Below are 20,198 nucleotides of genomic sequence, written 5' to 3'. Positions count from 1 at the left end.
TGCGGCGCTAAGTGCAACCTAGTGGAACCATACCCGCGGCAGCTCGTGGCCCCTGAGCAGACGTTGATGTGTCGAGGTGCTGGCTGGTGAAGCCCAGCCTCGCCAAGCCCCTGCGCACTTCCGGCGCGCCCATGAACAGCCGCCACAAAAGCCCTGTACGATGGTTCTCGATCATTGCGATGATTGGCCCCTGATTGATCGCCAGATATGTCCGGGAGTACCAGTTGCGAGGTTCGCAAAACGCGTCGACAAAGCCGAAGCGGCCCCATATGCGGTTTCGAGGCTTGGTCAGGAAACCGCGCAGTGCGCGCATCGCTTCCCCCGGAGCATACGGGAAACTCGACAGGGCAGCGGACGGGGTGATTACGCCAAAGTCCCTGTCGGGTGCATGCGCGATGTATCCTCGCGGCCCATGGCTCGCGGTCAGACCCCAGCAGTCAGGGCCGTATCCCAAATGGTTATGGGGGTTGCGGACGCAATGCCGATAATTGATCTGCGTATGACGGAGGTTCTGTTGCCAGTAGTCGGCGTAGCGGTCGCTTAGGCCTCGTGGATCGAGCCCGCAGAAGGAATATTGCGAAAAGAAGAGCGGACCACCAGAATCCATTCCCAATGGTAGCACGATCCCGTAATGATCGCGCCCGTTTCGAAAGTCGGATCCACCAGCAAAGCCTTCGTGATAGATGCCCGGATCAATGGGGTGGCGAGTTGATCCCGCCGCCAGCACGAAGGTGAGCATGCATTCGTTCCAACCCGTGATCGGGCTGTCCATCGCCCAGCCGTGGTTCGGGCTCCAGTGCCACATCAGTTGCCGGGCTCCGCGTGTGAACCAGTTCCACTCGGCCTGCAGCAACAGCGCGTTCACGCTATGGCGAAGGCGTGCCTCCTCGGTTGCCATCCCGGCGAAATACTCGCGGGCGCAGATCAGACCTTGAAACAGGAAAGTGGTTTCGACCAGATCAGCGCCGTCATCCTTGCGACGGAATGGAATTGTCGCACCGGTACGGCCATTGATGAAATGCGGGAACACGCCGTGGTAGCGCGGCGAGCTTTCCAGGAAATCCAGCATTCGCAGCAATCGGCATAATGCCACAGTGCGATCGATCCAACCGCGTTCAACAGCAACGATGATTGCCATGATACCGAAGCCAGAGCCGCCAATAGCTGTGAGATCGTTGGCCGGAGCACCGATGGTCTTCTGACGATCTCGGGCAAGACCACTGACGGGATGTGCGCCTTCCCAGAAGTACCGGGCCGTTTGCCGTTGCACGATATCCAGCAGCGCTTCATCGTCGAGCTCGCGAACGTTTGCCGGGAAGTCGGGTGCTTGGAGCGTGCTGGGAATCATCGAGCCGGTGTTCCTGAAATGGGCATACAGACCGCCGGTCAATATGTCGTACCGGCTTTGCGGCATATTGAAAAGTTTTTAGAGTTTCTCCGCCGGGCCGCTGGCGCCAAAGCCCGTTATACCGATGAAAGTGCCAGCGGCGCCTTCTTGTCGAGCATGGCTTTGGCGGTCATCAGATCGTCACTTCGCTTTTATGAGTCCGCAGCCTAAATATACCAGCACCGAGCACAGCCCAAGTCACTGCAAACGCGCCAATGACGTTGCCGATCTTCTCGGGCAGTCCGCAAGGGCTAGCTGCTTCGTGGGCCACTACATCTCAATCAGGACGTAGGCGACACCAAAGACAATGCTCATTAGAACACCAAACCATGCCCACCCCTTCAATGCGGCGCGCACGTCCTCAGGCTCAGCGCCTTTCTGGTTATCGTAGTCGTCCATAATCAGATCCCAGGTTTGTCGATCGTTACTTGGTACAAAATCAATAGAGGATGAGCAACCCCAACCCTGCACGCTAAGCGTTCGCGCTCCTATCTTTCCTCGGAGAAGGCAACGGCCCTTTACATCGCATCTTGTAATTTGACGCGGTCAGGGCATAACCACACTTGCATACGCGCAAGCTAGAGAAGCTCGAGAATTTCTCTCACAAGGTCCGTCTGGTCTGTTGACGATGCCGGAATATCTATCCAGCCTGAGACGTCCTTGCCTCCGGCTCGGCTAGACGCCGGAGGCCTGCTCTGCATTGTTCGAAAACTCATGACGATCATTGTGGCAGGAGTCCGCCGGCCGGTACGATTGCAAGGGTTCCTTCTCCTACTCGAACATGATGCGAGCGGCACCTCTTTTGGCGAGCAACATTCTCCGAGCTTCCTGGATCCGCTGAGCCTGTTGTTTGGTGTATGGACCCATTGGCCGGGTCTTTTCATCGCCGCGACGAACACGGCAATACCAGCGGCCGCTGTCCGAGAAGATTTCAACCAGGGTCGGTGCATCGTTAGCCGCCTGCTTGGCGACCTCGTCGACGAATTTCACGATCTTTGAATAACGCTGGGCGGGCGCAACCGTGTCCAAGCCACGGGTGACACCTAGTTCCTGCTGCTCTGTGGACATAGTCGAACTCCTTTCAGTCACAACCACATTCCGCTTCGCCATTCTGACTCTGACTTCCGCTTTTCGGAAGTCGAACCTAGCTTGCCATTTGGCGCTCCATTTCCAGCTCGGCCTGCAGACTTTCAACGTCGCGGAAGATTGAGGCGACAGCCAGCGTGCGCCCTTCTCGTTTGAAGCGGAGCAGGCAATCTTTGGCGGCAATGTCGCCGTCTACCGCGATCTCGTCCCACCGCTCGGCGTGACCGACATAGTTGATGGGAACATCGTAATGCTGGCTCCAGAAGAACGGCACGGCCTCGAATTTCTCACGATGGCCGAGCATGTTGAGCGCGGCTGCTTGCCCCTGCCTCTCTGCAACCACCCAGTGCTCGACCCGAATGTTCTCGCCACTGTGAGGATCTGGCCACCGCGCAATGTCGCCGGCGGCGAATATGCCTGGTGCGCTCGTCTCCAGAAAGGCGTTCACGAGAACCCCGCGGTCAAGGATGAGCCCGGCCTTTTCCGCGAGGCCGATCCGCGGGCGCACGCCTATGCCGGCGACGACGAAGTCGGCAGCTAACGTGCCGCCGCTGCTGAGCTTCACCTTTTTGCCATCGATGCTGCTCGCCGTGTCCTGAAGATGGAAAACAACGCCGTTCTCCTCATGGATAGTGCGGATGAAGTCACCCATTTGCGGACCCAGGATCCGCTCCATGGGCCGCTTATCCGGCGCCACGACATGAACTTCGATCTTGCGCGAGCGCAGGGCCGCGGCAGCTTCCAGCCCAATGAAACTGGCACCAATCACGACAGCGATATGCGCAGTGGTGGCTCGCTCAATGATCGCCTTGCAATCTGCGAACGAGCGCAGAGCGTGAACATGCGGCTGGCCTGCCTCGGGTATGGTCAAGCGAACCGGTTCGGCCCCGGTCGCAAGAAGTAGCTTGTCGTAAGGAGTCGACGTCCCGTCCGCGAGTACAACCTCGCGAGAGCGCACGTCGATCCGAGCGACGTTCGCATTAAGACGCAGGTCGATATTATTCTTTGAGTAGAAGCTTTCGCCACGCAACGGAATCCAGTCCTCCGGTGCCTTGCCGGCGAGGTAGTCCTTGGAAAGATTGGGCCGATCAACCGGCGGTGCTTCATCATTGCTGAGCATGACGATGCTGCCTTGATAGTGTTCGCGCCGCAACATTTCGGCCGCCGAGAAACCGGCTGCGCCGCCGCCGACGATGACGATCTTCTCCGGAACGGGGTCGGAGCCTCCAACGCGCGGCTTGGGGGCCGTCCGCTTGCGCTTCTCGCCCACGAATATCCGATCATCGCGTTGTTCCACCAACCAGCACGCGAGTGGCCTGAAGGCAGGCGTTCGCAAGGCTTCGCCTGTACGCAAATCAAAGCACGCGTGATGCCACGGACACCGGACGGAGTCTTCCACCACAAGGCCGTCGACGAGCGGTCCGCCGTAATGCGTGCAAGTCGCCCCGACGGCGAAGATCTCGGCCCCGCGGCGCACCAGCAGCACCTGCTCATTGCCGCTATGGCCGACCAGCTTTCCACCGTCGGGAAGATCGGCGAACGCGATGCCCTGGACCAGGTCTGGTCCGATCACCTCGGTAGGGTGCACAGCCATTTTCTTCTCCTTGGCGATTTCGAGAAAATCGCATCCAGGGGAGCGGCGACAGGCACATCAGCCTCTCAGCGCACAAAGCCAGCGCGTCTTCGAATTCTCGATTTCGCTTTCGCCCGACTAGAGCGAAACTCGCGCCCCACGGCTCAATTTCCCGCCATTCCCGACATCATGCAAACGAATTTAATCTGCAATTGAGTGCAAGTTTTATGATAGCTCTCTGCATGCCCTCGCCCGGGCGATTACAGGATCGTTTGCCCCGCCTTCTCCCAGTCGGCAAGAAAGGACTCGAGGCCCTTGTCGGTGAGCGGGTGTTTGGCGAGGTTTCTGAGTACTGCGGGCGGTACGGTTGCGATATCGGCGCCCGCCATTGCCGCCAGTTTGACATGCAGAGGCGTGCGAATAGAGGACGCCAGGATTTCCGTCGTGAACGCTTGATCGTTGTCATAGATCGTGCGGATTTCTCGGATCACCTCCATGCCATCCAGACCGAGATCGTCAAGTCTGCCGACGAATGGTGAAATGAAGGTCGCGCCTGCCTTTGCCGCGAGCAGTGCCTGGTTGGCCGAAAAGCACAGGGTGACATTGACCTTGTGTCCGAGCTGACTGAGCGCCCGGCAAGCCCTGAATCCATCCCAGGTGGACGGCACCTTGACAGCCACATTGGTCGCAATGCCGGCCAAGCGCTGTCCCTCGGCGACCATACCGTCAAAGTCGATGGCCGTGACTTCCGCTGAAACCGGGCCCTCGATCGTCTGGCCAATCTCCTGGATCACATCTCTGATCGGTCGGCCAGTCTTTGCGATAAGGGACGGGTTTGTGGTTACCCCGTCGACAATTCCAGCGGCAGCAAGCTCTCGAATTTCAGATATATCGGCGGTATCGACAAAGAATTTCATTGTCTTTCTCCTCAACTGAGCCCGCCCATCGATGATTGGATGAATTTTCCTTGGTTTGGTTCCGGGAGACGGGTTTGTTGTCGCTGTCGAGACCGCACGCCTACGTCTTTGGCAACGGAGGAGCGATGCGGCGTCTTCATCGCTGTCTCAGCAAAAGCTCTCTAAGGACGACGGCATCGTTGTGGGTCTCGTCATGAGCCGAGTAGACGAGTGTGACGGTGCCCTCCCGTATCATCTCGCGCAGCCGGTCAAGCTCACCGCGATGCTCCTGGATTTCCGCCGCATACCGCCGGCGGAATTCCGACCAGCGGGCTGGATCGTGTCCGAACCATTTCCGAAGCTCGGTGCTTGGCGCGAGGTCCTTCACCCAATGGTCGATGGCCGCTTCGGTCTTCTTGACCCCACGCGGCCAAAGCCGGTCAATCAATACGCGCTTGCCATCGCCGGCAGCAGGCCTCTCATATGCCCTCTTCAATCTTACTCTCTCGTTGAAGATTTCTTCGCTCATCGAGATCCTGTCCCGTCCATGTCTGTGTCGTTGACGGCATCGAGAAGGCTGGCGAATTTGCTCCTCAGGATTTCTTCGTCGACCGCATCCGACACGAATACGAAGATGTCGCCGCGATATCGCTCGATCCAGTGATGGCCGGCGCCGCGGCTACGCAGGTAGCTGCCGATCTGTTGGATCGTGGAATCCCCCAGACCCTTGTGCAGGAGAAATTTCATCAAGGTTGCACTTTGCCCAGGGACAGCTTCCCGTCTGGTCAGGGGCCGACCTTCTGGCCCCGAGCGTTGAACTGTTTCAGATAGGCAATGACGTCGGCGATCTCCTGGTCCTTGCTGAGACCGGCAAACGCCATCTTTGTGCCGGGCACCAGTTTGCGCGGCGCCCTGAGATAGGTCGTCAGCGTCGGTTCATCCCAGGTCAGACCCGAATTCTTGTTCGCCGAGGAATAGCTGTAATCGGGATACTCACCGGCCGTTCGGCCGACGACGCCATTCAAGGCCGGGCCCACTCCGTTCTTTGCCTCAAGGCCGACCTTGTGGCAGGCCATGCATCCCTTGAAGACGACGGCGCCGGCTTCGGCATTGCCGGAAGATGTGTCCTGCGCATGGGCCGAACCGACTGCAGTGAGAATCGCGGTGCCAATCCAGGCATGGTCCATTTCATGTTTGCTGCTTTCAACGAGCACGGGTTGGTTCTGGCCGAACTGGCCGGGGCAATATGGTACGAAACATCCCTGGAGTCCCGGATCCGGATCCAAACCGCCGGATCCGCATCCGATTGAAGTCGCCTCAGGAGGGAACAAGTGGGCCGGGACTCTTCAGATACTGGTTCTTGATCGCATCCACCGCCCAGTAGGCAAGAGCGCCTACGGGTCCGGTCGGGTTCTTCCCCGCGTTCTGGGGAAACACGCAAGCGCCGGTGACGAACACGTTCGGGACATCCCAGACCTGAAGGTATTTGTTCAGAACACTGGTGCTCGGGTCGGCTCCGAAGACTGCCCCGCCTGTGTTGTGTGTGCTCTGGTAAGGCACGATCGAATAAGGCACCGGGGGAATGCTCCGATCGACCTTGGTCGCACCCATCTCCTTGGCGATCGTCACGCAGATGTCGGCCTGAGCGTTCATCTGCTTTACCTCGTTGTCCTGGAAATCGAACGTCATCCTCATCAGCGGACGTCCGAAAACGTCGGTGTAGGTCGGATCGAGGCTCAAATAGTTCTGCCGGTACGCCATTACCGCGCCTTGGTTGCCAATGCTGGCCGCGTGGTCATAATTGTCGACCACTGCCTCCTTCCAGTCGGAGCCCCAGCGCGGCGTGCCCCGCGGCGTGGGATGCGACTGGATCGGCCTGGCGCCCGAGTTGCTGCAGCTGATGCCGCCGCCACCGATGTAGCCGGCCTTCTCGAAATCGTAGTTGTCGCCGTTGAAATCATCCATGCAGGTGCCGAGCGCGCCGGCCCCCATGAAGCGATTCAGGATGGTTTTTTTGTCGAAGAAGGCGGTAGCCCCGCCACCGCACTGATAGGCATAGTTGCGGCCGACCACGCCCTTGCCCGTTGCCGGATCATAAGGCACGCCAATGCCCGATTGCAGCAGCAGGTTGACGTTGCCGAGCGCATAGGCCGACAGGATGATGAGGTCGGCAGGCTGTTCGAACTCCCGCCCTCGTGCGTCGAGATAGGTGACGCTGACTGCCTTCTTGCGGGTCGAGTCGAGATTGACCTTCAGCACGATCGAGTTGGTGCGCAACTCGAAATTGGGGTTCTCCAGCGCCAGCGGAATGACGGTGAAATGCGGGCTCGCCTTGGCATTCGCCTCGCAGCCGAAGCGCTCGCAGAAGCCACAATAGTGACACTGGCCGAAGGCCACGCCATCGGGATTGACATAGTCCCGCGACGCGTTTGAGGAAGGATTGGGGAAAGGGTGATAGCCAAGATTGCGGGCCGCTTTCTCGAACATCAGCATGCTTTGCGCCGCAATCATCGGCGGATTGGGGTACTCGTCCTTTCGCGATCCCTCGAAGATGTTGCCGCCGTCGATCTTCCGACCGTTGATGTTGCCGGCCTTGCCGGAGGTGCCGCAGGTCTTTTCGAACTTGTCGTAATAGGGCTCGAGATCATCATAGGTGATCGGCCAGTCCTGCAGCTGCATATCTGAAGGGATGATCTTTTCGCCGTATTTTTCGATCGTGCGGGCGCGCGCCTGATGATCCCATTCGAGCCAGCGCCAGGTGACGCCGTTCCAGTGCACGCCGGCGCCGCCAACGCCCTGGCCGGGCAGGAACGAGCCGAGCTGGCGCATCGGCAGCGCCGTTTGCGCTTCACCATTGCGGAAGGTGATGGTTTCCCGCCGCACGTTCTGCATGAGGTCGTGTCGGGCGGCGTAGCGCAGTTCGTCATGGATCTGCGGGTCGATGAAGTCCGGATTGGTGTCACGCGGGCCTCCCCTTTCTAGAGCGACGATTTTCAGCTTGGTCGATGCAAGCTCCTTGGCAATGATGCCGCCCGTCCAGCCAAGACCGACAATCAGGACATCGACTGCGTTGAGTTTGGTAGCCATGCTACAGTCTCCTTCGTCTTCTTTCGTCGATTAAACGAGATCCTGAATTCCCTTCGGTTCAGCCGCATAGGCCTTGTTCCGAAATGGTTCTATCTTGTCCATGTACATGGCGTCGGCGCCTGGGAAACCGATCATCTTCCAGGCCGCCCTGTCCTTGTTTCCGCCATACATCGGGTCAGCGAAATAACCCTCGATCGTGAGCTGGAGCAGAAGCCCGAAGAAGGTTTCGGTTGGCACTGTTGGAAGCTCGACCTTCTTGCCCTCGAGGTCGCTCATCACCGCGACTCGATCTTTTGCCGAAAGGATCTCGAAAGCGCTCTTGTGGTTTTTCTGCACGTAGGCGCTGACGTCGGCGATGCCGGCCCGGATCAGTTCCGATGGCGTCATCGGCAATTGATAACCTTGCTCGCGCGTACCTTCCCTAAATGGCCCTTCCAGATACAGCCGGTCGCCCTTGCCGTACCCGCCGGCCATTTGTCTATCGATGTAGATCGCAACGCCGAGTTCCTTGGCGCCGGGGCCTGTTGAATCGCTCGGAATCAGTGTGTCGACCGCGGCCTCGATGAAGGCGGACTCGTCGACATTGAAGAATTCATAAGCCGAGCCGCGTGCATCGGATTTCGAGGCGTCGCTTGTGTGATGATGCGGCTGTCCGGTCGCCGCGGCCATCATTTCGGTCGCCGATGCGGACCCACCCAGCGGCAGGGTACTCGCCGCCGCTCCTGCCGCACCGAAGAGCTTCAGAAAGTCGCGACGCCCCACGTCTTCTTGGTTCTTGTCTTTCGTCGACATGATTTCTCCTGTGACGCTGCTGGCAAAACGATGGGTGAGGATGGAGAGAGCTTGCGCCCGCTCCAACCGGCGCTGCGCAGCATCCAGCGCTAGGCTTGGTGGAATTCTTCGAGCGTAATACTCACACTAACTATGTGACAAACGAAATTGATTGACATTTAAACGCAAATTTTATGCTATATCCGTGATGGACATCGAACTCGCCCGCACCTTTATCGAGATCGTATCGACCGGCAGTTTCATTCGGGCCTCCGAGCGCTTGAATGTTGCGCAGACGACGGTAAGCGCACGAATCCGCAACCTCGAGCATCAACTGGGCCGGGCCCTTTTTGTCCGCCACAAAGGCGGAGCTTCGCTGACCCCGGCCGGCGAGCAATTTCTGCGCCACGCCCCGATGTTCATCCAACTATGGCAACGTACACTTCACCAGGTTGCCGTGCCGCCGGGACGCCGGGCTGTTCTGACGGTGGGCAGCGAAGTCAGCCTTGCGCAACCTCTGCTGCTTGATTGGGTCCGATGGATGCGCGGCTCGCTTCAGGATATTGCGCTTCGAGTGCACGTTGATGTGCCGCAGGATTTGATCAATCAGGTCGCGTCGGGAATGGTCGACTTAGCCATCATGTACGCGCCCCCGCACAGACCGGGTTTGAAGATCGATCTGCTTCTGGAAGAAAAACTTGTTCTCGTGACTACCAATTCCGAAGCACGCCTCCTGGACGAATCCGACTATGTTTACATGGATTGGGGGCCGGATTTTGGGCTTCACCACGGGATGAATTTCCCAAGCGCTGCGCCGGATCTTTCTTTCGATCTCGGTCCGCTCGCACTGAACTATGTTCTAGCGACCGGCGGCTCCGGATATTTCAGGATGAGTTCTGTGCAGCCTCACATAGAAGCCGGCCGGCTGCATCTTGTGCCTGAGATGCCGCAGTTCTCCTATCCGGTCTATGCGGTGCAATCGGCAAGTGCGGACGAGAGCGTAGTTGGTCCAGCGCTGACGGGATTGCACTCCGTCGCAAGCGGCGACATCAAATTGTGAGAGTTCTAGTTGGGCGTCTAAATGTCGACGGGACTGACGGGAACAGAAGGTCGACCGTCGTTCCAATGCCTGGTTCACTCTTTATCCGGATCCGACCACCAACCATCTGGGTCAGTGCCTGCACTTGCGGCATCCCTATCCCGGTACCCTTCTCACCCTTCGTCGTGAAGAATGGATCAAACACCTTCCGCAAGACTTCAGGAGCCATACCGCAACCGTGGTCTTTGACGCGAACGCATGCGTAGGTTCCAGGACCGGGCGGGTCAGGCGTCGCGGTTGTCTGCACCAATCGCTCGGTGATGACGCGGATCTCCCCGCCACTTGGCATCGCATCTCGTGCGTTCATGACGAGATTAAGCACTGCGGTGTCGAAAAGTGCGGGATCGATCAAACAGTCTGGGACACCGGACCCAAGCTCCAGCTTGACGCGGACATCGGCTCCCGCGCCATACCTCAGGAAAGGCTCGAAAGACGTGAGGAACTCATTCAAATTGCCTGCGTGGATATCGAATTCCTGATGCTTTGCGAAGGCCAGTAGCTGTGACGTTAGCTCGATCCCTCGATCGATTCCTTCCCGCGCTGCCGCAATGTAGGCACGAACCCTTTCGGACTCGTCGGCTCTTCGCTCAGCGAGCCCGAGCCCGGATTCTATTACTGCCAGGAGGTTTCTGAAGTCGTGGGCAATACCGCCCGTCATCTCGCCCAAGGCGGCAAGCCGGTGCGTTGCACGCTCGCGTTGCTCGGCAGCAGTTCGGGCATCGAGAGGTGCGTCCGGCACTTGGGTGCGCACGTCGCGTCCGGCCTGAGATGATGGTTGAGTTTCACACGCAAACACGCAGCCTGACATGAAAGTCCCCTAACTCCGGATACCCAAGGAACTCTCGCTCCGTTTGGTATCTTCGGTCGCTTCTGTTGCGGAGGGCCGCGCCTTTCATGCGCATGATCTAAGCTCGCCGGACGACCCTTTTCGTCATGATGTCTTCGACAGTCGGGAATGCTTTTAGGGCCTCCTCCGGTAGGTCGCCATTTGCTCCGACCATTTCCGCCCAGCCATGTGCCTCTGGTTCGCCAACGATAACACGGCCGACCATTCCAGCATGCTCATGCGGGATACAGTAGTAGTCGTAGACCCCCCGCTCAGTGAAGGTAACCGAAAAGCTTTCCTTGGGCAGGAGGTAGTCGGAATCCCACGATTTTGCCGCCTTGGGCATGCGAAGCGGTCGCCCGAAGTTTGCCGGATTGTACGCCGTGGTCGTGTGCGAATTGCCAGGATTGAGGTTGGTCCATCGGACCGTCTGCCCTGGCTTGATCAGAATGCCGATCGGGTCGAACCAGACTTGCGAACCGTCGTCGCGCCCTTGCATCCGGATTTGGATCGCGTCGCCGGCCCATACTGCCACACAAGAGAGCGAGAGGGCGGCGGCAAGGCCGCTGCCCGCACTTAGTATCTCACGACGCGTGAGTGTCATTTGGCGACCTGGGCCTCGTCAGCGGCCGAGACATGCCACAGCACGACGTGGACATGCGGCTCTTCGACTCCCGGATGGCCGGCATTGTAGTAGACATCGACATGGTCGACATTGCCTCCGGGTGAAGCGAGATCGTCAAAACGCTTGTCTGGATTGAGGTCCTTGGTCGGCAGCATATAAATCGTGCTGACAAGCTTGCCGTCGTGGTCATAGGCAAGGAATGGTCCGGCCGGCAATGTCGTCGGATCGATGAAGAGTTGGCCCATGCCCGGCAGGAAGTCGGGCAGCTTCACAAGCTTGCTGACCTGCTGGTAAGGCGCGGCTGGCGGAGATTTGGTAACTTCACCCGCCGCCATGGCGCAAAGCGAACTCCCCGTCGTCAGGGCAACTGCGAGGACGAGTTTCTTCATCACGGATCTCCTTGTTGAAATAAAGCCGCGCTGGCCGAAGATCTGGAAGGCTGTTTTGAAAAAGCGATTTCCACTTTCTGGCACGACCTGTTCGCGTCCGGCCAGCAAGCAGCAGACTGTTTCGCTCGTCAAACGAAATTAATTGGCATTTCAATGCATTATTTCTGCTGCTCGGGTGCGCACTGTTTGCTTGATTTCGAAAAAAACCTTCACTACCTCTGAATTGCTATGAATATTTTCAGCCTCGATTTCCGGCGGGAGCCGAAGCGCTTAAAAACGGGCCTTTAGCCCGGACGCGAGAAGGCCCTGGCTTCGCGTCCGGGGGTAGCCAGGATTTCCACTTATCCCGCGGTGCATTCTGCCTGCCTAGGCAGTGCGGCTGCACTCCCATTTTGCGATTCCGGTTGGGATCGACATTGAGGTTGACCCCGATGATCTGCCCCATCCTGTCAGAAGAAGACATTTCGCTTGATCTTGTGACAAAGGGAAAGCAATCAGCCCTGTCAAAAATTGCGATCAGGATTGCGCGAAGGACCGGGCTGGACGAGCAGATGGTTCTTCGTGGCCTTTTCGACCGCGAGTATCGCGGCTCCACGGGCATAGGTCGTGGGGTCGCGATCCCTCACGCTCTACTTGGCACAATCTCTTCGCCTGCCGCGTCTTTGACACGTCTGGCCAAGCCCATCGATTTCGACGGCCCCGACGACGATCCTGTTGATCTCATTTACACGGTACTCTGGCCGCGCTCTGCCACTTCCGCCTTCCTCCCTGCCCTTTCGCAAATTTGTCGTCTCCTCCAGGCATCTCAGGTTCGGGAGCGACTCCGATCGGCACGCTCATCCGATGAGGCGTTGGCCTTTCTCGAAAATGGGTCACATCGGAGAATTTCCGCCAATTTGCCTACTGCCCGGGTCGGGCCTAGCGTGATGATGTCCACGCAGTTCAGCAATGCCCAGGTCGGACAGGCCTACCTTTGGTCCGAACCCTCCGTCGGAGAATAACATAGATTGACAATCTATCTTTTATAGAGGATGCCTCAAGGAGCGAACCCAGCGGCTTGAACCGGCTTGCATGGGAGAAAAAGCAGGAGCTGCAGATGAGCGAGGATGGTCGAAGCACGAGAACGATCGTAGTCGATGGCGTTCCGCTGCCGGACCTGCTCGACGAGACAATGATCCGCGGCGTGGTGCATGGTCTTTATGATGAAATTCATCGCGATGACCTTCTCGGCCCCATTTTCCACGATCAGATCGAGCCGGACCGTGGCCACAGCATCTTGCGAAGATGTGCGACTTCTGGTCTGCGACGTTACTTCGAACGTCCCGATATGAAGGCCGGCCACTGCCACCACATCTGGCCATAGCCGGCCTCGGCTCGGCGCATTTCCGTCGCTGGCTACAGTTGTTTCGCACAACGGTGCGCCGCATCTGCCCGCCCGAGGTGGCAGCGCTTTTTATGGAGCGCGCTCTGCGCATCGCTCACAGTTTCCGTCTCGCGATCGCCTTCAATCGCGGCGAGACCACGATCGGCATCGAACCCATCGTTGAGAAGGACCTGTGATGCAGGATTGGTTTGTGAGGGTTTCCACAAACGCGCAGCGATCGACGGAAGGAGACATCCATGCGGCTTACAGCTTTCTCGGACTATGCATTGCGGCTGCTGATGTACACGGCCTCTGCCGGTGGCCGGGTCATAACGATCGAGGAAGCTGCGCGTAGCTTTACCGTGTCGAAGACGCATCTCAACAAGGTCGCCAACACGCTGACCCGCAGCGGCTATCTGAAGGCGATCCGTGGCCGTTCCGGTGGTCTCGTTCTGGGGCGCCGGCCCGAGTTGATCCGGATCGGCGATGTCGTGCGATTGACCGAGCCGGATTTCGCACTGGTTGAGTGTTTCTCCACTGCAAACCAGTGCATATTGACCGGCTCTTGCAAGCTTTCAAGCATGTTTGGCGAAGCGATAGCATCCTTTCAGAACACTCTTGACCGCTATACGCTGGCCGACATCACACTGATGCCGGAAGACTTCATTGGCGGTCCAATACTATCGGTGCGCACCGGGGTGGCACGCAACGGGGCGTAGTATTACGTGGTTTCTAGGCTTGCTGCTTTACTCGGATGGAGATGAGTCATGGCCGAATCAAAGAAGAACGACAAGCCGCTAACGAAGGAGATTGATTCTGGTATCGACCCCGACAACAGTCTAATGCCAATGCTTATCGGTGGGCTTGTCCTGATAGTCCTCGGCGCGATCATCGTTATGATGTTTGTCTAGTTTCGCAACGACGGCGTGTGGTGCTGTCGAAAACGTTTATGCCTGCAGGCTAAGCGCCCACATGCGAGTTTTGTTGAACGATCAAGTGCGACACTCTCGTGATAGTTCTCGCCAGCGGTAGAGCAGTAAGGAATCCCTGGCGCTATCGAATGTTCCTCATCCCTGCCAACTTGAGCTTCTCGACGCACCGCGAGCAACGAAACGCGGCCGCCCTGTCGGTCGAAACCCATGAGCAGCAGCAGGGCCGTATGGGCTTGCTGCATTTAGCCCCCCGAAATGCCAAGCTTGAAAGGTAGAGCAATTTCGGCTTCTGTCGCTCCTTATGGACTACAATGAAGCGTTCTTTACTTGCGATGCTGGTGGGACTTACGATCTTTACTGCTGACGCCCGAGCAGCAGTGGATCCCAGGTACAAGGCAGAACAGAGCGCCCTGATTAAATGCAATCTGTTGTGGTCGGCAAAGCTATCAGTTCAGCCCGGCGATCCGTACTCGTTAGCCAGAAAGGCGCAGCAATATGCCGGCGATAGTTACGAGCCAAAACTGCCGCGCCGATGAGCGCGCTCACAGCCCCAGTCCCTGCCTTCTGCCGAAGCTCCAGTCGATACCGCCGCTGTTTTGCACGAACCCGCTGATGTGCTGGCCGATGCGCTTGTCGAGCATCGGCTGCCACGGCACCAGCTGAAACCCGAGCCCGTCGTCCAGCACGGCGAAGCGCCCGCTGGCAAGTGGGACCGAGCCAAGGAGCGTGCCGCCGACATGGTTGCCGGGCTGAACGGGCGCGTAGGTGCGGCCGCGCGCCGCGGCCATTTCCTTGCCGACGCGCGTGATCTCCTGGCCCTCCAGCGTGGCAACAAGGTCGCGCGCGAAGGTGACCGTCCCGCTCCCCGCATCGCGTTCGCCATGGCCCATCCTGACGAGCTGGGCAGCCCGTTTGTCGAGCGCGTTGTCCACGTCGAGACCAAAGCCTGACCTCACCAGCGGCACCGGGCTTTTGGCCGTGAGCTCCCGGTCGAGCCAGGTGGCACCGTCGCTGCCGATCTGCGCGTCAAGATCGAACGTCGAGAGCACACGCACGGAGAAGTCCTTGCCGGCGTTGCGGGCGTCGTAGGCGATGCCGCGCTCGGACAGGTCTTCCGGAACGCGCCAGTGGTCTTCGTCGATGCGCTCGACGTGGCCTGCCCGGCGCAGCGCTTCAAGACGGCGGACATGGAAACGGACGAAGGCATCCGGGTCCTTGCCCTGCCCCAAAAATGTCTCGCGGATCGCGTCCAGGTGCTGGCTCGGGCGATAGATGCCACCCTCGCCGGCTACGACGCTGATGTTGCGGTCGGCCGCACGCGGCTCCTGCTTCGGCAGGATCGGATCGAGCGCTACGATATGCCCGCGCTGAACGTCGTCGAACTTTGCCGTATCAGCAGTCTCGACATAATGCGTGCGCCCGTCGACGCCGTCGATGACGAGCGACAGCCGGTCGCTCATCTCGTCGCCGGCAAGGCCCTTGGCCAGCACGCGTCCGACCACCGGCTCGGTGATGGTCTTCCGATGCATGACATATTGCGCAGCACCCCGTTCATCGGCGAGGCCGTGCTCGAGCGCCCTATGCATGGTCTTGATGATGTCGTTGCGCTCGCCAAGTGCCCGCAGCGTGCTTTCGGCTCTGTCGGAGATGACCCATCGGCCGGGCTCGATCTCGTTCGCCAGGCCGAAGTGCTGCAGCCTCTTTGAGCGATCGATCAGCAGGTAGCGGTTGCTGGAAATGGTGTAGCTGTCGCTGGCGTTGGGACGGAGGTCGACAAGGTCGTGCTCCCGCTGTTCGGTAATCAGCATGCGGTCGAGCCGGGTCAGGCGTTCGGCGTCCACCTCGTTGGCGAGCTTGCGGGCGACCTCGAGCTCGCTTTGCAGCCCGAGTTCCCGTTCCACCAGTTCGCCTGCCCGGTGGCGGATGCCGTGGGCGATGTAGTCGCCGGCGATGTTCAGGATCTTGCCGTCATCGGTAACGCCGCGCACCAGGATGTGGGTGTGCGGATGACCGGTGTTGTGGTGGTCGACAGCGATCCAGTCGAGGCGCGTGTTGAGGTCGGTTTCCATCTGCCGCATGAGATCGCGGGTGAAGGAGCGCAGGTCTTCCATCTCGGCGGCATCTTCCGGCGCGACGATGAACCGGAACTGGTGCCGGTCGCCACGGCCGCGCTGGACGAAGGCCTTGCCGTCGGCCTCGTCCTCGACGGCCGAGTATACCCTGCCCTCCTTGCCGTCCCTGGTGACGCCGTCGCGCTGGAGATAGCGCAGATGCGCATCGACGGCCTTGCTCGTCGTCGCGAATTTTTGGCCGCGCGCGCTGATCCCCTTCCCTTGCTTCGGCAGCTTGACAACGCGCGCCTTTACCACGACGCGGCGGGAGCGAAAGCGGACGCCATTGGAGTCCTGCTTCCAACTGCCGCTGTCCCTTGGCAATCCTGCCGCCGCTTTGCCGCCCCGGCCGCGAGCATTGAAGCGGCCACTCCCCTTCCCGGCGTTCCTGCTTGCGCCGAGGCGATTCGGATTGCCGCCCTGCTTGCGGATGGCAATCTCGACCTGGCGCAGAAAGGGCAGCGTGCGCGAATTAACCGGCGTGCTGCTGCGCCGGATCCGGCCAATGCGAACCTCGAATCTGTCGCTGTCACGATCTGCCATGACGACAGCATCGGGAGTCGGATTTGGTGCTTCAAGGTGGCCGGAGCGCCGGGCGTTCTACGGCGCGCAAAGACTTGCTGCGGCGTAGAACAACCGATCGCACATCGCTGCGGCACGACAGCTTTGCTTTTCTGATCAACAGCATAGCCATAGACCGTCAACCCCGCACCTCGCGTCATTCTGCGTTGCGTCGACATCCGCCCGGAAAAACAATGTGCAGACAGACACTTACGAGCGAAGCGAGCGCGAGCGCCAGCTCGCTTTATCTTGCTGTCCTAATCCACCCTCGCTGTCCTAATCCACCCTCGGTAAGCGTCCGGTCCCTGCACCTATTCGGCTAGTGCAATTGAGCTTCATGTGGGGTTCCTTCGTCATATGGAGGATCTCCGATGGCGGCTCGCCGCTCCTGGGCCAAGGCCAACAGTCCTTACTGGTCGTCGCATGTTGCGAGCTGGTATCGCGGCAACCAGGATGCACTGGAATACTGTCGCCGACGCGATCTCTCGATCACCACATTCGAGCTGCGGATGCGCCATCTGGTGAGCGCGGATGATCTGCGCAAGCGTGCGGAAAGGCTGCAGAACTTGCACCGGAAGAAGGCAGCACGTTCGCGCAAGGAGGTGCCGCCGAAGCGGCCCAAAAGGCCTCCGCGCCATCGCTACGGCAGGCGTACGGACAGCGGCCCGATCGCTCTGCGGGCATTCTGGAGCATGCATGTCAAGGCGATGAACTGGAGCGGCATGGGGGCACGCGGAGTATGCCGCTGCACTTGGTCTGTCGCCGCATGCGTTGCGGATCTGGCGCAATCGCCTGGAAGAATCCGGCGACGAAACCGAGTGGCGATCCCTGCTTCACCCGAGTGCCCGAGCCCAATCAAGCAGCGCTGCTAATTGCGCGCGACGCAAATACCGCTTGACGCCGGACGCGGTCGACGGGCGATCGAACCGGCGCCGCTTCAGCGACAACCAGAAGCGGGCGATCGTGCAGGAGACGGAGAAGCCCGGCGTCGCCGTGGCGCAGGTCTGTCGCCGCCATGGCGTCGCCACCAGCATGGTGTTCCGCTGGCGGGTCGAGTTCGGCCTGACCGCTCGCAAGGCGCCGCAACTGGCAACGGTGGTGCTTGCCGATGGCGCAGCAAAAGAGCTGCCCGCGCTCGGGGCCTTGCGCTATCTGGTGCAGCCGCCCGACGGCATGGTGGCGATTGAGCTGGCTGATGGACGGCGCGTGTTTGCACCGGCCGGCAGTACTCCGGCTGCGGTAAAGCGGCAGCTCACTGGGAAGGAGAAGGCGTCATGATCGTCGTTCCGGCCGGCGTGAAAGTGCACCTGGCGCTCGGTCACACCGACATGCGAAAGGGGCTCGATGGCCTCGCCACGCTGATCCAGGAACATCCGAAGAAGGACCCGTTCTCGGGACATCTGTTCGTGTTCCGCGGCAGGAATGCGTCGCTCCTGAAGATCCTGTTCTGGGACGGAACGGGCTTTGTCTGTTCACTAAGTGCATCGACCGCGGCAACTTTTGGTGGCGGCGTCTGGCCGAGCCAGGTGGGTCGGTGATGCTGTCGCCAGCACAACTCGCGATGCTCATCGAAGGGATAGACGCACGCCGGAACGCTTCTGGCGACCGCTTTTGGCCGGCTGAAAAGCGTAGCAAAATCGCACCAAATCGAGCGAAGTTGCTTCTTCGAATCAGCCGATTCGGGTAGATTCGGACATGCTGCTCGACCTCGACAATCTGCCCAGCGAACCGGCTCTTCTGCAGCATCTTGTGCGTGACATAGCGACGGTTGTCGAGCACCGCGAGGGTGAGATCGAGCGCCTTAAATCCATCATAAAGCAGCTGCAGCGCGCGCAGTTCGGCCGCCGTTCCGAGCGGCTCGATCCTGATCAACTGGCGCTCGGACTGGAAGAGCCCGACGGTGATCTCGCCCGCGAAGAGGAGCGCCGTCCGCGTGTCGCGAGACAGCAGATCGAACAGCCGTCCCGCCGCAAGCCGCTGCCCCATCATCTGCCGCGCGAGGAGGTTCTGGTCGATGTCGACGGGACCGTCTGCGCCGGCTGCGGTGGCGCGCTGAATCTTATCCGCGAAAGCGTGAGCGAGATGCTGGACTGGGTGCCAGCGCAGCTGCGCGTGATCCGCACCACGCGCCCCAAATACGCCTGCCGGACCTGCGAGAAGGTGGTGCAGGCGCCGGCTGCGGAGCGGCGGGTTGGCGACGCCGGCGCTGCTCGCGCAGGTGCTGGTCAGCAAATATTCCGATCACACGCCGCTCTATCGGCAGTCGCAGATCTTCGCAGGAACGGTGTTGATCTTCCACGTTCGACGCTCGCCGGCTGGGTTGGCGGCTCCTGCTGGTGGCTGGAAGCCCCGCACGAGCGACTGGCGAAAAACGTCTTCGCCTCCGATCATCTTTTTGCCTATGACACACCGGTTCCGGTGCTCGATCCAGGCCGTGGCCGCACCAAGACGGGACCGCTGTGGGTGTAAGCCCGCGAGCAACACCCCTGGGGCGGACCGGAGCCGCCCGCGGCAATCTATCTGTTTGAACCAAACCGCAAGGCCGAACGCCCGGCCTCGCATCTCGAGCACTTCGAGGGCGTGCTGCACGTCGATGGCTATGCCGGCTTCGAGCAACTCACCAGCAAGGGAGATATCGTTCTCGCCGCTTGCTGGAGCCATAGGGTGTGGGCCCCCTCCCGCGCAGAAGGCGAGCGGAAAGATTCGCTTCTCCGACGCGATCAGTAACATTGACTGCAGCCGGGCCGAACGATGGAAGCGAAGCATGCCCGCTTGATATTTGCAACCAATTAGGTTTGTTGGCGGAAATAACGAATTGTTTGCGAGATTGGCAATAAACAGCTCATCCGTTTCAACGCGCGCCATTAGACAAGAGGAAAACTCGATGACCGTTCCTGCAGACCGAAACTACAACGATGATCTCGTAGCAATTACCGCCGACATCGTTTCCGCCTACGTGTCGAACAATCCGCTGCCGGTCGGCGAGGTGTCGAAGCTGATTGGGGACACCTATGTTGCCTTGCAAGGGATCGGCACGCCTGTCGCTCCGGCCGCAGTCAAGCTGGAGCCGGCGGTATCGGTCAAGAAATCAGTGTCACCTGATTTCATCATCTGCCTGGAAGATGGAAAGAAATTCAAATCCTTGAAGCGACATATCGGGACGCATTACAATCTGAGCCCTGACCAATACCGGCAGAAATGGAGCCTGCCCTCGGATTACCCGATGGTGGCGCCGAACTACGCAGCTACCCGCTCGGCTCTGGCAAAATCAATCGGCCTCGGACGCAAGGCGGTGGCGCCCACTCCTGCCGCGGCGGAAAAACCAAAACGGGCTGCCCGTGCGGCAGCAGCGACAGCAACCGCAACGGCAATCAAGTCGCCGACTAGGAAGGCGCGCAAGGCACTCGTCAAAGCGTAGCGTGCTGCACCTAACAGGAGTGCCAACGAGTGGCGGACCCGAACTTGGCGAAGCCCCGCCGAGCGGCGGGGCTT

Annotated in this window: 22 protein-coding genes and 2 pseudogenes; 10 read left to right on the top strand and 14 right to left on the bottom strand. The window is 59.6% G+C overall.

Features of this window, described 5'->3' with window-relative positions:
- Positions 1-7: 7 nt before the first annotated feature.
- The 10 genes from NKG60_RS01950 to NKG60_RS01905 all read right to left on the bottom strand — a co-directional run bounded on the left by NKG60_RS01950 (position 8) and on the right by NKG60_RS01905 (position 8,821).
- Entirely contained in the window at positions 8-1,390 is a 1,383-nt protein-coding gene (locus NKG60_RS01950) for a glucoamylase family protein (protein ID WP_352973938.1), read from the bottom strand.
- Between the two features lie 267 nt (positions 1,391-1,657).
- Positions 1,658-1,786: a hypothetical protein gene (locus NKG60_RS01945; RefSeq protein WP_352566357.1), complete on the bottom strand. Its 129-nt coding sequence runs from the start codon at positions 1,784-1,786 to the stop codon at positions 1,658-1,660.
- A gap of 372 nt (positions 1,787-2,158) precedes the next feature.
- Positions 2,159-2,455, bottom strand: coding sequence for a hypothetical protein (locus tag NKG60_RS01940; protein ID WP_352668574.1), 297 nt, complete (start codon positions 2,453-2,455; stop codon positions 2,159-2,161).
- A gap of 76 nt (positions 2,456-2,531) precedes the next feature.
- Positions 2,532-4,067, bottom strand: coding sequence for an FAD-dependent oxidoreductase (locus NKG60_RS01935; protein WP_352973936.1), 1,536 nt, complete (start codon positions 4,065-4,067; stop codon positions 2,532-2,534).
- Positions 4,068-4,306: 239 nt separating this feature from the next.
- A complete protein-coding gene (fsa, locus tag NKG60_RS01930; protein ID WP_352668569.1) occupies positions 4,307-4,963 on the bottom strand; it encodes a fructose-6-phosphate aldolase in 657 nt (218 codons plus the stop codon).
- 136 nt (positions 4,964-5,099) lie between these two features.
- Positions 5,100-5,471, bottom strand: coding sequence for a DUF488 domain-containing protein (locus NKG60_RS01925; RefSeq protein ID WP_352566350.1), 372 nt, complete (start codon positions 5,469-5,471; stop codon positions 5,100-5,102).
- Entirely contained in the window at positions 5,468-5,689 is a 222-nt protein-coding gene (locus NKG60_RS01920; protein WP_352566349.1) for a hypothetical protein, read from the bottom strand. The genes NKG60_RS01925 and NKG60_RS01920 overlap by 4 nt, the downstream gene beginning before the upstream one ends.
- 38 nt (positions 5,690-5,727) lie before the next feature.
- Positions 5,728-6,129, bottom strand: coding sequence for a c-type cytochrome (locus tag NKG60_RS01915; RefSeq protein ID WP_352668567.1), 402 nt, complete (start codon positions 6,127-6,129; stop codon positions 5,728-5,730).
- A gap of 130 nt (positions 6,130-6,259) precedes the next feature.
- A complete protein-coding gene (locus tag NKG60_RS01910) occupies positions 6,260-8,029 on the bottom strand; it encodes a GMC family oxidoreductase (RefSeq protein ID WP_352973933.1) in 1,770 nt (589 codons plus the stop codon).
- A 30-nt stretch (positions 8,030-8,059) separates the two neighbouring features.
- Positions 8,060-8,821, bottom strand: coding sequence for a gluconate 2-dehydrogenase subunit 3 family protein (locus tag NKG60_RS01905; protein ID WP_352668562.1), 762 nt, complete (start codon positions 8,819-8,821; stop codon positions 8,060-8,062).
- A gap of 187 nt (positions 8,822-9,008) precedes the next feature.
- On the opposite strand from NKG60_RS01905, the gene NKG60_RS01900 reads away from it, so the two are divergent.
- Positions 9,009-9,860 carry a LysR family transcriptional regulator gene (locus tag NKG60_RS01900; RefSeq protein WP_352917289.1) on the top strand — a complete coding sequence of 284 codons (852 nt, stop codon included), beginning with the start codon at positions 9,009-9,011 and terminating at the stop codon, positions 9,858-9,860.
- On the opposite strand, the gene NKG60_RS01895 is transcribed toward NKG60_RS01900, so the two are convergent.
- The 3 genes from NKG60_RS01895 to NKG60_RS01885 all read right to left on the bottom strand — a co-directional run bounded on the left by NKG60_RS01895 (position 9,850) and on the right by NKG60_RS01885 (position 11,739).
- Entirely contained in the window at positions 9,850-10,707 is an 858-nt protein-coding gene (locus NKG60_RS01895) for a two-component system sensor histidine kinase NtrB (protein WP_352973931.1), read from the bottom strand. The two genes, NKG60_RS01900 and NKG60_RS01895, sit on opposite strands and share 11 nt — an antisense overlap.
- Positions 10,708-10,804: 97 nt before the next feature.
- Positions 10,805-11,329 carry a plastocyanin/azurin family copper-binding protein gene (locus NKG60_RS01890; protein ID WP_352973929.1) on the bottom strand — a complete coding sequence of 175 codons (525 nt, stop codon included), beginning with the start codon at positions 11,327-11,329 and terminating at the stop codon, positions 10,805-10,807.
- A complete protein-coding gene (locus tag NKG60_RS01885; protein WP_352974058.1) occupies positions 11,326-11,739 on the bottom strand; it encodes a DUF5602 domain-containing protein in 414 nt (137 codons plus the stop codon). Before NKG60_RS01885 ends, NKG60_RS01890 begins: the two co-directional genes overlap by 4 nt.
- 431 nt (positions 11,740-12,170) lie before the next feature.
- Between NKG60_RS01885 and NKG60_RS01880 the strand changes: the two genes are divergently transcribed.
- The 4 genes from NKG60_RS01880 (at position 12,171) to NKG60_RS01865 (ending at position 14,013) form a co-directional block, all read left to right on the top strand.
- On the top strand, positions 12,171-12,740 hold the full coding sequence (locus NKG60_RS01880) for a PTS sugar transporter subunit IIA (protein WP_352711725.1): 570 nt from the start codon (positions 12,171-12,173) through the stop codon (positions 12,738-12,740).
- 56 nt (positions 12,741-12,796) lie between these two features.
- Complete coding sequence (locus NKG60_RS01875) at positions 12,797-13,102, top strand: globin family protein (protein ID WP_352973927.1); 306 nt, start codon at positions 12,797-12,799, stop codon at positions 13,100-13,102.
- Positions 13,103-13,359: 257 nt separating this feature from the next.
- On the top strand, positions 13,360-13,821 hold the full coding sequence (locus tag NKG60_RS01870) for an RrF2 family transcriptional regulator (RefSeq protein ID WP_352711699.1): 462 nt from the start codon (positions 13,360-13,362) through the stop codon (positions 13,819-13,821).
- Between the two features lie 48 nt (positions 13,822-13,869).
- Complete coding sequence (locus tag NKG60_RS01865; RefSeq protein WP_352670032.1) at positions 13,870-14,013, top strand: hypothetical protein; 144 nt, start codon at positions 13,870-13,872, stop codon at positions 14,011-14,013.
- 563 nt (positions 14,014-14,576) lie between these two features.
- Here NKG60_RS01865 and NKG60_RS01860 read toward each other — a convergent pair.
- Positions 14,577-16,688, bottom strand: a complete 2,112-nt coding sequence (locus tag NKG60_RS01860; RefSeq protein ID WP_352973926.1) for a DUF3363 domain-containing protein — start codon at positions 16,686-16,688, stop codon at positions 14,577-14,579.
- A gap of 389 nt (positions 16,689-17,077) precedes the next feature.
- Between NKG60_RS01860 and NKG60_RS01855 the strand changes: the two genes are divergently transcribed.
- From NKG60_RS01855 to NKG60_RS01830, 5 genes and pseudogenes are all read left to right on the top strand, one after another.
- Positions 17,078-17,578 carry a hypothetical protein gene (locus NKG60_RS01855; RefSeq protein WP_352711705.1) on the top strand — a complete coding sequence of 167 codons (501 nt, stop codon included), beginning with the start codon at positions 17,078-17,080 and terminating at the stop codon, positions 17,576-17,578.
- 22 nt (positions 17,579-17,600) lie between these two features.
- Entirely contained in the window at positions 17,601-17,984 is a 384-nt protein-coding gene (gene tnpA / locus NKG60_RS01850) for an IS66-like element accessory protein TnpA (RefSeq protein WP_352711707.1), read from the top strand.
- Positions 17,981-18,393: pseudogene (gene tnpB / locus NKG60_RS01845) on the top strand (IS66 family insertion sequence element accessory protein TnpB). The gene tnpA and the pseudogene tnpB overlap by 4 nt, the downstream one beginning before the upstream one ends.
- A gap of 8 nt (positions 18,394-18,401) precedes the next feature.
- Positions 18,402-19,367: pseudogene (tnpC, locus tag NKG60_RS32195) on the top strand (IS66 family transposase); the annotation flags it as partial.
- Positions 19,368-19,590: 223 nt separating this feature from the next.
- Positions 19,591-20,124 carry a Ros/MucR family transcriptional regulator gene (locus NKG60_RS01830; protein ID WP_352973924.1) on the top strand — a complete coding sequence of 178 codons (534 nt, stop codon included), beginning with the start codon at positions 19,591-19,593 and terminating at the stop codon, positions 20,122-20,124.
- Positions 20,125-20,198 lie beyond the last annotated feature (74 nt).

Origin of the sequence: Mesorhizobium sp. M1428, from assembly GCF_040317515.1 — a bacterium.
Lineage (GTDB): Bacteria > Pseudomonadota > Alphaproteobacteria > Rhizobiales > Rhizobiaceae > Mesorhizobium.
Note: the sequence above shows the minus strand (reverse complement) of the source record. Positions and strands in the feature narration are given on the sequence as shown.

Bases quoted from the DNA above. Each gene is read 5' to 3' on its own strand.
- NKG60_RS01935 (WP_352973936.1), bottom strand. From the start codon at position 4,067: ATGGCTGTGCACCCTACCGAGGTGATCGGACCAGACCTGGTCCAGGGC.
- NKG60_RS01830 (WP_352973924.1), top strand. From the start codon at position 19,591: ATGACCGTTCCTGCAGACCGAAACTACAACGATGATCTCGTAGCAATT.
- NKG60_RS01945 (WP_352566357.1), bottom strand. From the start codon at position 1,786: ATGGACGACTACGATAACCAGAAAGGCGCTGAGCCTGAGGACGTGCGC.
- NKG60_RS01940 (WP_352668574.1), bottom strand. From the start codon at position 2,455: ATGTCCACAGAGCAGCAGGAACTAGGTGTCACCCGTGGCTTGGACACG.
- NKG60_RS01870 (WP_352711699.1), top strand. From the start codon at position 13,360: ATGCGGCTTACAGCTTTCTCGGACTATGCATTGCGGCTGCTGATGTAC.
- NKG60_RS01915 (WP_352668567.1), bottom strand. From the start codon at position 6,129: ATGGACCATGCCTGGATTGGCACCGCGATTCTCACTGCAGTCGGTTCG.
- NKG60_RS01855 (WP_352711705.1), top strand. From the start codon at position 17,078: ATGGCGGCTCGCCGCTCCTGGGCCAAGGCCAACAGTCCTTACTGGTCG.
- NKG60_RS01900 (WP_352917289.1), top strand. From the start codon at position 9,009: ATGGACATCGAACTCGCCCGCACCTTTATCGAGATCGTATCGACCGGC.
- NKG60_RS01910 (WP_352973933.1), bottom strand. From the start codon at position 8,029: ATGGCTACCAAACTCAACGCAGTCGATGTCCTGATTGTCGGTCTTGGC.
- fsa (WP_352668569.1), bottom strand. From the start codon at position 4,963: ATGAAATTCTTTGTCGATACCGCCGATATATCTGAAATTCGAGAGCTT.
- NKG60_RS01895 (WP_352973931.1), bottom strand. From the start codon at position 10,707: ATGTCAGGCTGCGTGTTTGCGTGTGAAACTCAACCATCATCTCAGGCC.
- NKG60_RS01885 (WP_352974058.1), bottom strand. From the start codon at position 11,739: ATGAAGAAACTCGTCCTCGCAGTTGCCCTGACGACGGGGAGTTCGCTT.
- NKG60_RS01920 (WP_352566349.1), bottom strand. From the start codon at position 5,689: ATGAAATTTCTCCTGCACAAGGGTCTGGGGGATTCCACGATCCAACAG.
- NKG60_RS01890 (WP_352973929.1), bottom strand. From the start codon at position 11,329: ATGACACTCACGCGTCGTGAGATACTAAGTGCGGGCAGCGGCCTTGCC.
- NKG60_RS01880 (WP_352711725.1), top strand. From the start codon at position 12,171: ATGATCTGCCCCATCCTGTCAGAAGAAGACATTTCGCTTGATCTTGTG.
- NKG60_RS01865 (WP_352670032.1), top strand. From the start codon at position 13,870: ATGGCCGAATCAAAGAAGAACGACAAGCCGCTAACGAAGGAGATTGAT.
- NKG60_RS01905 (WP_352668562.1), bottom strand. From the start codon at position 8,821: ATGTCGACGAAAGACAAGAACCAAGAAGACGTGGGGCGTCGCGACTTT.
- NKG60_RS01860 (WP_352973926.1), bottom strand. From the start codon at position 16,688: ATGGCAGATCGTGACAGCGACAGATTCGAGGTTCGCATTGGCCGGATC.
- NKG60_RS01925 (WP_352566350.1), bottom strand. From the start codon at position 5,471: ATGAGCGAAGAAATCTTCAACGAGAGAGTAAGATTGAAGAGGGCATAT.